The organism is Bariatricus sp. SGI.019, from assembly GCF_050315235.1.
Classification (GTDB): domain Bacteria; phylum Bacillota; class Clostridia; order Lachnospirales; family Lachnospiraceae; genus JAFBIX01.
This window is the reverse complement of record NZ_JBNPOQ010000008.1, coordinates 91,890-106,434: the sequence shown is the minus strand read 5'-3', so window position 1 is coordinate 106,434 and position 14,545 is coordinate 91,890. Positions and strand designations below refer to the sequence as shown.

Sequence of the window (14,545 nt, the reverse complement as noted above, 5' to 3'; positions counted from 1 at the left end):
GGCAGATGCAATTATCTACCTAGAGTTTCTGAATCATGCTTGTCCGTAATCTGCGATTGATTTTCTGTAAGAAATTCATCGATTTGTTTCATAATAAAGTATCCGAATGAAAAAAGAGCGATTATCAGGATGATAAGAAACAGTTCTTTCATAGGATTACCACCTCCTCAAAAGGGCAGCGAAGAATCAGATATGAAAATATTTCTGAATCGTCTTTAAATGTCCAAGCACAAGAATCGAGTTTTCTTCCGTCAGAAATGTATCCGGTGTGATGTTCATATCCATTTTTCCGTTTACTCTGATTCCAAGAATATTCAGCCCGTATTTTTTACGGATATCTATTTGTAATACCGTCTTGTTGCACCATTCTTTTGGAATTGCCAGCTCGAAGATGGAGTAGTCACCATCTAGATCAATATAATCAAGAATATAATCCGAGGTACAACGGATTGCCGTCCATGCAGCTAATTGTTTCTCGGGATATACAACTTTATCTGCCCCATTTCGCAGTAAAAACTTTTCGTGTACACCGGTAGAGGCCCTGGCAATGACCTTTTTTGCTCCTAATTCTTTTAATAGAGAAGTTGTTTCCAATGAATTCTGAAAATTATCCCCGATGGCCACGATACATACATCAAAATTACGAATCCCCAATGTAGAAAGAAATTCTTCATTCGTACTGTCACCGATCAAAGCATTCGTAACGTAGGGAAGGATAGCGTTGATTCGCTCTTCATTATCATCAATTGCCATTACTTCGTGGTTAAAATCATTCAGTTTAAATGCAATATGCCGTCCAAATCTGCCAAGACCGATCAATAATATAGATTTCATAAGTTCCTCCTTATCCGACAGTCAATTTTTCCTGAGGTAATTTTACCGGAGACACACGGCGGTTAGATAAAGCCGCAAAAATTAATGTCAGTCCACCGACTCTGCCCAAATACATCAAGAGAATCAAGATACTATGTGATAATAAACCAAGCTGTGGAGTGATACCAAGCGTCAGTCCGACGGTACCTACAGCCGATGCTGTTTCAAATAAACAGGTCAGTAGAGGAAGATCTTCTACACGACTGATAATAAGCCCTCCACTGAAAAATAAAGTACAATACATGGTCGCAATCGTTATCGTATTACGTACGCCATCTGGAGTGATCCTTCGTCCAAAAAATTGTGTATCTTCATTGTGACGGAAGACAGAGATGGATGTAGACAGCATGACGGCAAGTGTTGTGGTCTTCATTCCACCGGCTGTGGATCCAGGAGAACCACCGATTAACATTAGAAAAATCATGAGTGCAAGCCCTGCTTCGCTGATCATCGTCAGATCAGTTGTATTAAATCCGGCTGTCCTTGGAGTAACTGCCTGGAATAGAGAGATCCAGATGCGTTCTCCCACAGGCGTATCCGAGAATTCAAAAAAGAAAAAATATAGAGTGGGAAGCAGAATTAAAAATGAAGTCATCATTATGATAATCTTACTCTGCATCCGGTATCTTTTAATATTCAGTTTGTTGATTGTGATATCGTCCCATGTCAGAAAACCAATACCACCAATGATGATCAAAGCCATAATAGTCAGATTGATCACAGGTGTATTGGAAAAATGAGTCAGGGATGAATAAGGAGTTTCACATCCCATCAAATCAAATCCTGCATTACAAAATGCAGAGATAGAATGAAAAACGCTGTACCAGATTCCTTTCAAAGGCCCAAATTCTTTACAGAATGTAGGTGCCATGATAATAGAAGCAATCAGTTCGATTAAAAATGTCGTTTTCAAAATAAAACCAGTCAGCCGAACAATTCCGCCAACTTTGGGTGCGGAGATTGCTTCCTGCATGGTACTTCTCTGCTTCAGACTAATCTTCTTACCGGAAAATATTTCAATAGCTACGGCAAATGTTACGACACCCATACCGCCAATCTGTATCAAAAGAATGATAACCGCCTGTCCGAAAGTGGACCAGTAAGTAGCTGTATCATGAACGACCAGCCCAGTCACACAGGCAGCAGAAGTTGCGGTGAATAAAGCATCTGAAAAAAGTGGACTATGCCCATCCTGTGTGGAAAAAGGCAGCATTAACAATAAAGTTCCTATCAAAATAACGGCAGCAAAGCCAAGAATAATAATCTGTGCGGAAGTAAGTTGCTTTTTTAACTTGCTCATGTATCTATGCCAGCTCCTTAAATACACCAAAATAAAATAAAACAATGGTGTGCGCGTCAGTTTTACCGACACTTTCTTTCAGTATATTTTCGCACCAGTTCCATAAAATATGCATTAGGGCATGAAGTCTGGCATTAAGATTGTATAAAGAAAAAAGAAGGAATATATGGACAAAAAATGGACTTCATATCTTACAGAATCCTGAGATATGAAGTCCAAATATTCCATATAAACAATAGTGAAAACGCAGCAGGAGGGATTTGAACCCCCGGAGCCTTGCGGCTCTTCTGCTTTCGAGGCAGATGCCATCAGCCAACTCGACCACTGCTGCATAATAATTCTTTCTATGAATAGAAAGTACGCATATATCGGTGCGCTTTTTCTATTATAGCATAAAATGACAGAAAGATGGAATACCTAATCTGAAAAACGTTTAGAAAAAGGAAAGAGGCCAGCACATGTGCACTAGCCATTGGAGGGGGATGAAAAAAATCTATATAAATTTTACTAATTGTTAGGCGAAGTCCGGTAACCATACCCTATGATAATAAAAGCACAACCACCGTCTTCTTTAATTGATATCTTTATTATATAAGTGAAATGTGACGGGAATATGTCAAGAACTGGAAAAGTTTATAAAGTTTCTTAAGAAAAACATAAATTGGGGACGTAGTACTTTGCAAAAGTACTACGTCCCCAATTAAAAAATGTGGTGTACCCAAATGAATTTTACCCTGTACCCAAATGACAAAGAAATTGTTCATAATTTACCCCATCGTTGCATGGAACCTGCTCTTTTACGGAATCGGCAAGTGCAAGTTCTAGAAATTCTCCGGCCAGCTGAATTGCGTCAGCAATGGAATCGCCTCTTGCAACTCCGCCGGCAATGCAAGAAGCAAAGAGGTCGCCAGTCCCAGAGTAGCTTCCACCAATGTAGGGAAAAGAAACAAGAAAGGAATCTTTTGCGGTGATATAGAGGTTCCCTATTGCTTTTGTATTATCATCTTTCTGGAAATGTATTCCGGTAACGATAATGTTCTGTGGTCCGGTTTTACAGAGCTGCTGCCCAAGCTCTTGAATCGTGGAAAACAGTTCATCAGAATCTTTCATATGGGTTATGTTTTGATAATTGGCGTCGGTCAACAGACATAATTCTGTGAGATTCGGAGTGATGATATCGGCTCTTTGTACCAGTAGCTGCATTTGTTTTAATAAAGAAGGGGTATACATGGAATAGGTCTGTCCGTCATCCCCCATGACTGGATCCACTAGAAGAAAGGTATCAGGGGTATCAAAGGTATCAATAAAGCGAAAAATCTGGTTGATCTGCGCTACACTGGCAACATATCCAGTGTAGATTCCATCAAAATGTTGCCCCATCTTTTCCCATTCTGAACGAAAATATTCCATCTTATCTGTATAATCATCGCAGTAATAACTGGGATATTCTGTCTGTGCGGTCAATATTGCCGTGGGAAGCGGGCAGGCCTGCACGCCCATAGCAGATAGAACAGATATTGCAGCCGTCAAAGAGCAACGGCCAAATCCTGATAAGTCATTAATAACAGCTATTTTTTTTGTCATAATATGTAAACCTTCCTTAATATTCATGGGTTTATAGTAACACTAATAAGTTAGTTTTGAAAAGGAATGAGAAAAAAATAAAAAGAAAAAAACAAAAAAATCAAAATAAATGTTGACAATGTAGAGAGACTAGGATATAATTAATTTTGCTGTGAAAATGATTCATAGTTGTGTGGGCGTAGCTCAGCTGGATAGAGCGTTTGGCTACGGACCAAAAGGTCGGGGGTTCGAATCCTCTCGCCCACGTTTTCAACCTCTTGCAGAGTTTTGTAAGAGGTTTTTTTGTTATATACTGAAAATGTATGTGACACGGTTTTCAAATTTTATAATAATGTTATCAGGAGGAAATGAAATGGAAAAAATAAAGATAAACTGTGCAGTCTGTAACAATCAGTGTCAAATGGAGGTTGAGATTGAAGATGATGAGGTTGTAGATGTGACAGGAAACGGATGTATGAAGGGATATATCTATGCTCAGAATGAAGCAGTTGTAAATCTGCATAAATAACCAGATTTTTTGTAGACATTTATGTTGAAATATACTAAAATAATAATATCGACAGCAATTTTAAGGAAGGAAGGGAACTAGTTTATGGAAAGAAATGTTATCGTAGGACAGTCAGGAGGCCCTACAGCAGCGATTAACTCAAGTCTTGCAGGAGTTTATCGTACTGCGAAAGATCGTGGAGCTAAGAAAGTGTATGGTATGCTTCATGGAGTAGAAGGATTATTACAAGAGAAGTATATCGATCTTTCTGATCATATCAAGACCGAATTGGATGCAGAATTATTGAAAAGAACACCGGCGGCATTTTTGGGGTCATGCCGCTATAAACTGCCAGAGATTCATGAGAACCGTGAAGTATATGATAAGATCTTTGCAATTCTTGAAAAATTAGATATTGAAGCATTTATTTATATTGGTGGAAATGATTCTATGGACACCATCAAGAAGTTGTCTGATTATGCAATTATTACAGGTTTCCCGACAAGATTCATCGGATGCCCGAAGACAATCGATAATGACCTTGCACTTACAGATCATACACCTGGATATGGAAGTGCAGCGAAGTATATTGGTACTTCAATGAAAGAGATTATCCGTGACAGCTTCTGTCTGGAATATGAAAAAGGTATTGTTACGATCGTAGAGATTATGGGACGTAATGCCGGTTGGCTGACTGGTGCTACAGCTTTGTCAATGGGTGAAGACTGCGAAGGTCCTGATCTGGTATATCTGCCGGAGATTACATTTGATCTTCAGAAATTCAGCGCAAAAGTAAAGGCTCTTCTGAAGAAGAAGACATCCATCGTAGTCGCAGTATCAGAAGGTATCCGTATTGCTGATGGAAGATATGTATGTGAATTGGGTAACAGCATTGACTTCGTTGATGCATTTGGACACAAGCAGTTATCAGGAACAGCATCATATCTTGCAAGCTTCATCGCAGGTGAGATGGGATGTAAGACTCGTGCGATCGAGCTGAGTACATTACAGCGTTCTGCTTCTCATGCAGCATCCCGTGTAGATATTCTGGAAGCATACCAGGTAGGCGGTGCAGCTGTTAAGGCAGCAGATGAAGGAGATTCCGGTAAGATGGTTGTTCTTCAGAGATTATCTGATGATCCATATCAGTGTGGAACAGAAGTGAAAGACGTTCACAAGATCGCTAACGATGAGAAGCTTGTTCCAAGAGAGTGGGTAAATGAAGAAGGTACTTATGTAACCAATGAATTTATTTCTTATGTAAGACCGCTGATTCAGGGAGATGTATCACCGGTTATGGTAGATGGTATTCCAAGACATCTGTATACACCGAAGGAATTAAGCCACAGAACAAAATAAAAGAAGGAATGAGGATGCCTGCTACAAAATAAGGTGACAGGCATCCTTTTTGCAACTATCCATTTGGAGAAAGCTTCCGATAGAAAGTCCTGTAGGCTTCGAAATGTTTCTTAAAATATGGCAAAAGTACTTGCTTTTTGGAAAAGAATCCAGTAATATATGAATCACTCTATAATTCGAAAGAATCTATTTTATTCTCTTAGTTTTATTCTCTTAGTTTTATTCTCTTAATCTTATTCAGATGTTTATCCAAGAGAACAGGTAATTTTATAGGAAGATGAGGTGATGTAAGTGGTACCAAAAGAGGGCTATGATGTGCTGCGTCTGGTTGAGCATGGACAGACCTGTTATATCAGCTCGGAGTATGTGGATGGCAGAATACTGGCGAATTGGTTGAGATATCATCCACATGTCTCAAAAGAACGGTTGCTGGGGTGGGTTCAAATGATTGCAAAACAGCTGGGAATGATTCATAAGTGTCGAAAAAAGCCGTTTTATCAGTATGTGAATCCATATAGTGTTGTTATCACAGAGGAAGGAGACCTATATTTTTTAGATTTTGAGGCGCAATCCAATGAAGAGATGCTTCGGTTTATGCGAAGAAGGGTGGTGCGAGAATATTTTCTTCCGGCGGAAGAACCGTATTATCAAAAAGCAAGCATAAGTCTGGATATTTATGGATTTGGAAGGACAATACAGTATCTGCTCGCCGTCTCAGAGCCAGATCCACCTTTGACGAAAAAAGAAGAAAAGAAATTTCAGAAAATCATATCGAGATGCCTAAAGAGGCAGTCCAAGAAATCATATCAAAATGTATCAGAAATTCGAAAACATATCCCAATCATGAAGGAAAAAACAAAGCGGACATACAGCAGAAGAACAAAGTTCTTTTTTGCTGCAGGGGTAATAATTATAATTGCGTCTGTATGTATGATTGCATTTTCCAAAGAAAAAGATCAAGGCAAGAAGGCAGCTATTACTACAGTTGAAGAACCAAAGGAGGAAAATGTATCTGAAAAAAAGGAGATTCAAAATGCATATCGTGATCTGGCATTTGAGTATTTTTTAGAACTAAATGATTGTAAAAAAAGCCTGGAATATCTTGAAAAAATAAAAAAAGAAGATGAACAAGCAAAAGATCTGGAAGTAATCATAAAGGCTGTGGAAAACGAAAAATCAGAAATAAACCGAACCGCACTTAAGAATCATCTGAAAAGTCTGGAAGAAAGTATGATTCAGGAGAAAGCAGACCAATACTGCCAGTGCCTGATCCGTGGATATGGAATGTTAACTGGTGAGCAGGCGGCAGAGAATATTCTGCGTCTTGGAAACCAATATCTGGAGCAAGAACATATTGGAAAAGAGGGGGAAAAAGAGGTAAAAGAATATATGGCTTCTTCCTGTGAAACGTTGGATAAAGTAAAGGAGGCGGCAGAACTATATGAAGGAGTTATGGAATTAGAAACAGATGTCTATAAGAGAGAAGAGTTATACAAAAAGATAGCAATGTTATATGAATCTTGTGAAGAAAAAGATATGGCGTTAGATACTTGTGTTCAGGGAATTGAAGAATTGGAGGATTCTGTTGAACTTAGACTATTGCATATCCGACTCATATGCAAAGATTCATCCGTTGACCGTAGCTTCTGCGCTCAGACAGTGCAGGAATATATGCGAAAAGTTCCAGAGATTCTAGAGAATGAAGAGTTTCAAAAATTGCAACAGGAATACGAGATTCGAATAGAAGGTGAGGAAGTATGGGTAGGAAATTCAAATGGATAATAATAGGATTGATGATTCTTGGATTGTCATACTGTCAGCTGTCATTTTGGGGCAATGTAGTATCGGCTAAAGAGGAAGAATTTGTTGATGATGAAGAATCTGCAGATGAAAATGAAGAGAAGATTGAAAAGTTTCAACTTGCGATTCCGCCAGAAGATGGAAAGAATGGGTATTATGTTACCAGACCAGAAGTAGAATTGTGTCATGTAAGTAAAGTCGGGGTGACCAAGTATTGTTTTACGGACAGTAATGGACAGAGTATGGAAGGAGTATTGAGTCAGGAAAATGAAAAAGCCAGTATTGAAAAAGAGAGATTTCAGGAAGGGAAGAATCATTTGTCCGTATGGATGGAGGATGCAGAAGGAAACAGACTGGAAGAAAGCTCAGTGGAAAAGGATTTTCTGATTGATACGAAGGCTCCAACATTATACTTGCAAACGCCCCGTGGAGAAGATTCATGGTATCAGAAAGAAGTTGTATTGAAAGCTTCGGCTGAAGATGGAGAACAAGGAAGTCAAATTAACTGGTTATCTTGTACATCTGGTGATCGGGTCCTTGGAGGAACCAGCGAATCTATGGCAGATTTTCGTATTCATCTGGAATCTACTGCAGGAGAAGCGGTGTACGTGACTGTAGGAGTCACTGACCGTGCCGGAAATTATACGGAAAAGAGCTGCAAATTGTATATTGATCATCATTCGCCTCAAACTATGATCGAAGGAATTCAAAATTACATGATTACCAGTCAGCCGGTAGAGGTGACTTATCGGGTAACAGAAGACAATCTGATCAGGAAGGCAAGTGCATGTGCAAAACGAAAAGATCCAGCCGGAAATATGACTGTGCTGGAAGTTACTGACTGGGTCGAAAGTGGTAATGAGTATTCTGCAAAACAGTTTTTGACAGAAGATGGAATCTATCAATTAGGAGTGAAGGCTGCTGATTATGCGGGTTATGAAGATAATAATGAAGCGCAGGTAATTATTGATAAAGAGAATCCCGTGATTCGTTATGTGGATCGGCTTCATCAACAGTATTTGAAAAGCTTCTGCTGGAATTATCCAATAGAGGAGTGGATTCTGGACTTTACCAGTTATACATATTCTGTTTCTCTCGATGGGAAGCTGTATCATCTAGGAGAAGAAATATTGGCAGAGGGTGGACATATCTTGGATGTAAAAGCAATTGATTCTGCTGGAAATATTGGTACGGCAAAGGCATATTTTGTCATTGATCATACAGCCCCTCAGGTGGTGTTCTCCAATCTGGAAGACGAAAAGACATATGAAGAAGAGAAGGATTTCCAGATTACACTCTCTAATCAGGAAGATTTTATTAAAGAAATACGAATCAACGGAGAGGTACAGAAAACAAATTCACGAAGTAAGATATATCAATATACAGTTCAGGAATATAGAAATTATGAGATTATTGTGAAAGCATATGACAGAGCTGGTAATCAGACAACAGAACGGATTTCATTTGATATTGTACCAAAAGAAACAGCATTTCAGAAGATTACCAGACCAATGCGAGAGAAGATTGTCCCATCGCAAAAGAAGGAACAGAAAGAAAATAAGCCATCTGTTCAGGCATCTTTCGTTAAAAAATTGTGCTTTATTGGCATCGGTATTCTGATCCTTATGATTGGAAGTGTCATGATTGGGTGGGCTGTTAAGCAGAGGCGTAATTTGAAAAAAGAGTTGTGAAAATAGTCGCATTATGGTATGGTTTATATAGTTAAATGAATGTGCCGAGATGAGAGAGCGAATGATTACAACAGCGATACTGTTGTTTAGTTTGCTCTTTTTTTACAAAAAGAGGTATGGAGAATGAAAGTAGGAGGAAGCAAGTTATGGCAAAGTATGTAATGGCTTTGGACGCAGGGACAACAAGTAACCGTTGTATTCTTTTTAATGAAGCGGGTGAAATGTGCAGTGTAGCACAGCGTGAATTCAAACAATATTTCCCACAGCCCGGATGGGTAGAACATGACGCAGATGAAATCTGGGCGAGTCAGCTGGGAGTGGCAGTAGAAGCGATGAATATGATTGGAGCGACAGCAGAAGATATTGCGGCAATTGGAATTACCAATCAACGTGAGACTGCAATTGTATGGGATAAAAATACAGGAGAACCTGTATATCATGCAATCGTCTGGCAGTGCAGAAGAACTTCTGAATATTGCGACACCCTAAAAGCAAAAGGGTTGACGGAGAGGTTCCAGAAGAAGACCGGACTGGTGATTGATGCATATTTTTCAGGAACAAAGGTAAAATGGATTCTTGACCATGTACCGGGAGCTAGGGAGAAAGCTGAAAATGGAGAGCTGCTTTTTGGTACAGTAGAGACATGGCTGATCTGGAAACTGACGAAAGGGGCAGTTCATGTGACGGATTATTCTAATGCTTCCAGGACAATGCTTTTTAATATCAATACATTGGAGTGGGACGATGAGATTCTGGAAGAATTGAATATTCCCAGGTGTATGCTTCCGGAAGTTAAGCCTTCAAGTTGTGTATATGGAGAGGCTGACCCTTCGTTCCTTGGGGGGCCGATCCCAATTGCCGGTGCAGCAGGAGATCAGCAGTCGGCGTTGTTCGGACAGACTTGTTTCCGCCCGGGAGAAGCGAAGAATACATATGGAACAGGCTGTTTCTTACTGATGAATACAGGAGAGCAACCTGTGTTTTCTAAAAATGGTCTGGTGACAACGATTGCGTGGGGATTGGATGGCAAGGTCAATTATGCATTAGAAGGTTCCATCTTTGTGGCAGGGGCTGCAATTCAATGGTTAAGAGATGAGATGCGTTTGATTGATTCAGCGGCAGATTCGGAATATATGGCGAAGAAAGTAAAGGATACGAACGGATGCTATGTAGTGCCGGCATTTACTGGACTGGGAGCACCACATTGGGATCAATATGCCAGAGGAACAATCGTGGGACTTACCCGAGGAGTGAATAAATACCATATTATCCGGGCAACCTTGGAATCACTGGCTTATCAGGTAAATGATGTTCTAAAAGCAATGGAAGCAGATTCCGGTATCTCGTTGGAAGCATTAAAAGTAGATGGCGGAGCCAGTGCGAATGATTTTCTGATGCAGACACAAGCGGATATTATCAACGCACCAGTATTAAGACCACAATGTGTTGAGACGACTGCTATGGGAGCAGCGTATCTGGCGGGTCTGGCAGTAGGATATTGGAAGAATAAGGAAGAAGTCATTCAGAACTGGGCAATTGATCAGACATTCCATCCGGTGATTGCAGAAGAGGAACGAGAGAAGAGAATCAAAGGATGGAATAAAGCTGTCAAATACGCATATGGATGGGCCAAAGAAGATACAATTGAATAGATAGTTGCATCATCTTCTATCTGCTGACGATCATAATTGCGGCACCTAATATAACTAATACGATACCAGTTGCACGATTGAGGGTTGCGGCACTTGCTTTGTTGGCGAACCGTGCGGCAATTCTTGCCCAGAGTAAGGTGGACAATACACAGAAAACCAGACACCAGAGGTCTGGAAATCCACCAATTGCAATGTGACTGGCTGCACCGGTAAATGCGGTAAACGTCATAATGAATACACTGGTTCCTACTGCGGTCTTCAGTTCATATCCAAGAACACTGGTGAGTATCAGAAGCATCATCATACCGCCGCCGGCACCGATAAATCCACAGATAAAACCAATCATAATTCCACAGAACACTGACTGAATGAAACGCTTGCGAGGGCTTACTGCTTCCATGCTTTCTTTTGTAGTCATGACAGGTTTTACAATGAATTTGACACCCAGAAGGAAAGTCATAACCATGGAGAAGTTTCCCATGGTCTGGTTAGGAATCAGACTTGCAATCCAACTTCCGACCAGCGTAAAACATAAGACAGATATCATCATGACAATGCCGTTTTTGATATCCAGGTTCTTATTCTTTCCATAAGTATAGGCACTTATTGCACTTGCCAGGACGTCACTTGCAAGTGCAATTCCAACTGCCTCATAAGCTGGCATATGAAGAAATGCAATCAACATAGGGCTTATGACTGCCGCTGCACTCATACCGGCAAATCCAGTACCAAGTCCTGCACCGATTCCGGCGATAAAGCAGACAATAAATTTCGTAAGCATTAATGTTCCTCCTCAAAATAATGATGAATGTTATAATCTATCTGTGCAAAAAGACGGTTCAAAGTCTGAAGGTCATCAAGAGAAATATCCTCAAGCAGCAGCTGACCAAAAGTTCTTTGCGCATTTCGTCCATCAGAGACTGACTTTCCCAGAATTGAGCAATCATGAGATTCTCTCTCCTTGAAATATTGTTCTAATTTGAACTATAATAGATGAAGATATTGAAAATGTCAATAGGTGTGGAAAAATGGCTTGACGGAAAGAAAATCAAATAATATAATTCATATTAAAATGATATGAATTATAAGAAAAGAGGCGATATCTTGAAAAATCCACTTCATTATCAATTGTCTGAATATGACTGCGGACCAACTGCAATGCTGGATGCGGTTAGCTTTTTGTTTCCGCGAGAAGAGATCTCGCCAGTAGTAATAAGAAATATTATGTTATACTGTTTGGATTGCTATAATTGTGAAGGTATTATGGGGAAAAGTGGCACTTCAAGTGCTGCGATGATGTTTCTTAGTAATTGGCTGAATGGGTTCGGAAAAGTTGGTCAGTTGCCAGTTTCCAGTCAATATCTTTCAGGAAAAAGTGTATGGATTGGAGGAGATAGCCTGATTAACGATGCTCTTTGCCGTGGTGGTGCGGTTGTTGTTCGTCTGTATTTTGAGTGTGCACATTATGTATTACTGACTGGAACACTGAATGGAAAGATTCTGATGTTTGATCCTTATTATGTGAAAGAGCCATTTACAGAGGCAGGGATTGTGATGGTAGATGATCATCCATTTACATATAATCGAATCGTAGATGAACAGTGTTTTAATCGGGAGACAACAGAATTATATGCATTAGGTCCGATGGAAGATAGAGAAGCAGTTATTATATTTAATGAAGATACGAAGAAGACCGCAGAAAAAACGATTGAATACTTTATATAGAAGATGTCTGAAAACGAAAAATACCATAAAAAGGGAGGATGCCGGGTAACTGTTCTACCAGTTCCCGGCATGTATTATGAAAAAGTTTATTCAAAAATAGTATTTTACTACTGGACGATAGTCTTATCTTTGAATCAAATGTTTTGTTCTTTCATTTGATATATTTAGTATAAGACAGAGCTGTGAAGAAACAATGTTAAAGAAATGAAAGAATTTTAAAAGATAAATGAACAAATTATGAACAGGGATATGTTGAAAGTCTTGCCAACATTTTACAAAGAATTTGTTGGAAAAATCCCCAAAATGCATTATACTGAATAAATAGTTATTACCTTACAAGAAAAGGAGAAAAAGGATGAAGTATATTTCATTTGCAATTCCATGTTATAATTCCCAGGATTATATGGCACATGCAATCGAGAGTATTCTGCCTGGCGGAGATGATGTGGAGATTATTATCGTCAACGATGGTTCCAAGGACAGGACATCGGAGATTGCTCACGAATATATGGAAAAATATCCAGAGATCATTCGAGTTGTAGATAAGGAAAATGGGGGCCATGGTGATGCGGTTAATGCCGGACTTAACCATGCTCAGGGAAAATATTTTAAAGTTGTGGATAGTGATGACTGGGTTGATGAAGAGTCATTGCATAAGATATTAGCATTGTTGCGTAATCTGGAAGAAGAAAAAGAGCAGATTGACATGCTGATTTCTAACTATGTATATGAGAAGGTGGGAGCAACACATAAGAAATGTATCCATTACCGCAATGTCCTGCCGCAGGATGAAGTCTTTCGCTGGGATGATATCGGACATTTCCACATGGATCAATACATATTGATGCATTCTGTCATCTATCGTACCGATCTACTGAAATTGATTCAGCTGGAACTGCCGAAGCATACATTTTATGTAGATAATATCTATGTATATTATCCGTTGCCACATGTGCGTAAGATTTATTATCTGGATGTAGATTTTTATCGTTACTTTATTGGCAGAGAAGATCAGTCTGTCAATGAGAAAGTTATGATTTCAAGAGTAGATCAACAGATTTTTGTTACAAAATCTATGATTGACATGTATCAGTTGAATAAGATAATGAGTAAGAAGCTGAGACAATATATGGTTAATTATCTTGCAATCATGATGACTGTGTCATCAATTCTTTTGATTCGTTCCAAGACGCAGGAGAATCTGGAGAAAAAGAGAGAACTCTGGCGTTATCTTAAGAAAAAGGACTTCAAGACATTCCTGAAGATTCGTTACGGAATTCTTGGACAGACTATGAATATTCCCGGAAGACCAGGAAGAAAGATATCTTCACTTGCATACAGTGTTGCGAGAAGAATTATTGGATTTAATTAGATGAATAATTTAATAGCCATGTTACATACTAGTATTAAGAATAAAAAGGAGTGTGTGACATGGCTATTGATTTTTTGGAAAGTAAGACAAAAGTGAATCTAATGCGGGCATTTGCAGGGGAAAGTCAGGCAAGAAACCGATACACGATTGCGGCAGAAGCTGCTAAAGATCAGGGATTTTATGCAGTACAGCAGATTTTTTTATTTACGGCTGAACAGGAACGGGCACATGCCAGACGATTCTATGATCTGCTTAAGAATATTTCTGGTAATACCGTGGAGATCGCCGGAGGATATCCGGTAGATCATTATGACAGCGTGATAGAACTATTGCGGTCTGCAGAATATAATGAGTTAGAAGAATATGGAGAGGTTTATCAGATATTTGGAAAGGAAGCCAAAGAAGAGGGATTTATTGAAGCGGCATCGACATTTTTCCAGATTGCAGAGATCGAAGCTGTACATGGTCGGCGTTTTGGTAAAATGGCAGAGCTTCTGGAGAAAAATAAATATTTTGAAAGTGATCAGAACAATCGATGGATGTGTCTGAATTGTGGTTACATCCATACCGGGAAGATGGTACCGGGAGTGTGTCCAGTGTGCAGACAGGATCGAGGGTATTTTATCCCGGCGGAACTGGCGCCTTATCTCGGGTACAACTTTGTACAATAGAATCTTCATGAAAAGAATTAGAATAATCAGT

General features: G+C 39.5%; 12 protein-coding genes and 2 tRNA genes. 9 read left to right on the top strand and 5 right to left on the bottom strand.

Annotation, left to right across the window (positions count from 1 at the left end):
* Positions 1–186: 186 nt before the first annotated feature.
* The 4 genes from ACQRD1_RS06900 to ACQRD1_RS06885 form a co-directional block, all read right to left on the bottom strand.
* Positions 187–834 (bottom strand): potassium channel family protein, encoded by a 648-nt coding sequence (locus ACQRD1_RS06900; protein WP_235233014.1) that lies wholly within the window; start codon positions 832–834, stop codon positions 187–189.
* A gap of 10 nt (positions 835–844) precedes the next feature.
* A complete protein-coding gene (locus ACQRD1_RS06895) occupies positions 845–2,173 on the bottom strand; it encodes a TrkH family potassium uptake protein (protein ID WP_235233013.1) in 1,329 nt (442 codons plus the stop codon).
* Positions 2,174–2,418: 245 nt separating this feature from the next.
* Positions 2,419–2,504 (bottom strand) — tRNA-Ser (locus ACQRD1_RS06890).
* 398 nt (positions 2,505–2,902) lie between these two features.
* A complete protein-coding gene (locus tag ACQRD1_RS06885; protein WP_235233012.1) occupies positions 2,903–3,757 on the bottom strand; it encodes a pyridoxamine kinase in 855 nt (284 codons plus the stop codon).
* A 172-nt stretch (positions 3,758–3,929) separates the two neighbouring features.
* Between ACQRD1_RS06885 and ACQRD1_RS06880 the strand changes: the two genes are divergently transcribed.
* From ACQRD1_RS06880 to glpK, 6 genes are all read left to right on the top strand, one after another.
* Positions 3,930–4,003 (top strand) — tRNA-Arg (locus ACQRD1_RS06880).
* A gap of 106 nt (positions 4,004–4,109) precedes the next feature.
* Complete coding sequence (locus ACQRD1_RS06875; protein ID WP_235233011.1) at positions 4,110–4,265, top strand: hypothetical protein; 156 nt, start codon at positions 4,110–4,112, stop codon at positions 4,263–4,265.
* A gap of 84 nt (positions 4,266–4,349) precedes the next feature.
* The gene (locus ACQRD1_RS06870) at positions 4,350–5,603 is read left to right on the top strand and encodes a 6-phosphofructokinase (protein ID WP_235233010.1); all 1,254 of its coding nucleotides are present in this window, start codon (positions 4,350–4,352) and stop codon (positions 5,601–5,603) included.
* Between the two features lie 291 nt (positions 5,604–5,894).
* Positions 5,895–7,385, top strand: coding sequence for a hypothetical protein (locus ACQRD1_RS06865; RefSeq protein WP_235233009.1), 1,491 nt, complete (start codon positions 5,895–5,897; stop codon positions 7,383–7,385).
* Positions 7,361–9,094, top strand: a complete 1,734-nt coding sequence (locus tag ACQRD1_RS06860; protein WP_427787208.1) for a hypothetical protein — start codon at positions 7,361–7,363, stop codon at positions 9,092–9,094. The genes ACQRD1_RS06865 and ACQRD1_RS06860 overlap by 25 nt, the downstream gene beginning before the upstream one ends.
* A 146-nt stretch (positions 9,095–9,240) precedes the next feature.
* Positions 9,241–10,746: a glycerol kinase GlpK gene (gene glpK / locus ACQRD1_RS06855; protein WP_347375917.1), complete on the top strand. Its 1,506-nt coding sequence runs from the start codon at positions 9,241–9,243 to the stop codon at positions 10,744–10,746.
* Between the two features lie 16 nt (positions 10,747–10,762).
* On the opposite strand, the gene ACQRD1_RS06850 is transcribed toward glpK, so the two are convergent.
* Entirely contained in the window at positions 10,763–11,527 is a 765-nt protein-coding gene (locus ACQRD1_RS06850) for a sulfite exporter TauE/SafE family protein (RefSeq protein ID WP_235233006.1), read from the bottom strand.
* A 323-nt stretch (positions 11,528–11,850) separates the two neighbouring features.
* On the opposite strand from ACQRD1_RS06850, the gene ACQRD1_RS06845 reads away from it, so the two are divergent.
* From ACQRD1_RS06845 to rbr, 3 genes are all read left to right on the top strand, one after another.
* Positions 11,851–12,471, top strand: coding sequence for a peptidase C39 (locus tag ACQRD1_RS06845; protein ID WP_347375918.1), 621 nt, complete (start codon positions 11,851–11,853; stop codon positions 12,469–12,471).
* A 355-nt stretch (positions 12,472–12,826) separates the two neighbouring features.
* Positions 12,827–13,843: a glycosyltransferase family 2 protein gene (locus ACQRD1_RS06840; RefSeq protein WP_427787207.1), complete on the top strand. Its 1,017-nt coding sequence runs from the start codon at positions 12,827–12,829 to the stop codon at positions 13,841–13,843.
* A gap of 59 nt (positions 13,844–13,902) precedes the next feature.
* Entirely contained in the window at positions 13,903–14,514 is a 612-nt protein-coding gene (gene rbr, locus ACQRD1_RS06835; protein WP_235233003.1) for a rubrerythrin, read from the top strand.
* Positions 14,515–14,545: the final 31 nt, after the last annotated feature.

What these genes read in the sequence shown, in the direction of transcription:
- glpK (WP_347375917.1), top strand. Translation starts at nt 9,241, where the DNA reads ATGGCAAAGTATGTAATGGCTTTGGACGCAGGGACAACAAGTAACCGT.
- ACQRD1_RS06885 (WP_235233012.1), bottom strand. Translation starts at nt 3,757, where the DNA reads ATGACAAAAAAAATAGCTGTTATTAATGACTTATCAGGATTTGGCCGT.
- rbr (WP_235233003.1), top strand. Translation starts at nt 13,903, where the DNA reads ATGGCTATTGATTTTTTGGAAAGTAAGACAAAAGTGAATCTAATGCGG.
- ACQRD1_RS06895 (WP_235233013.1), bottom strand. Translation starts at nt 2,173, where the DNA reads ATGAGCAAGTTAAAAAAGCAACTTACTTCCGCACAGATTATTATTCTT.
- ACQRD1_RS06850 (WP_235233006.1), bottom strand. Translation starts at nt 11,527, where the DNA reads ATGCTTACGAAATTTATTGTCTGCTTTATCGCCGGAATCGGTGCAGGA.
- ACQRD1_RS06900 (WP_235233014.1), bottom strand. Translation starts at nt 834, where the DNA reads ATGAAATCTATATTATTGATCGGTCTTGGCAGATTTGGACGGCATATT.
- ACQRD1_RS06870 (WP_235233010.1), top strand. Translation starts at nt 4,350, where the DNA reads ATGGAAAGAAATGTTATCGTAGGACAGTCAGGAGGCCCTACAGCAGCG.
- ACQRD1_RS06840 (WP_427787207.1), top strand. Translation starts at nt 12,827, where the DNA reads ATGAAGTATATTTCATTTGCAATTCCATGTTATAATTCCCAGGATTAT.
- ACQRD1_RS06860 (WP_427787208.1), top strand. Translation starts at nt 7,361, where the DNA reads ATGGGTAGGAAATTCAAATGGATAATAATAGGATTGATGATTCTTGGA.
- ACQRD1_RS06875 (WP_235233011.1), top strand. Translation starts at nt 4,110, where the DNA reads ATGGAAAAAATAAAGATAAACTGTGCAGTCTGTAACAATCAGTGTCAA.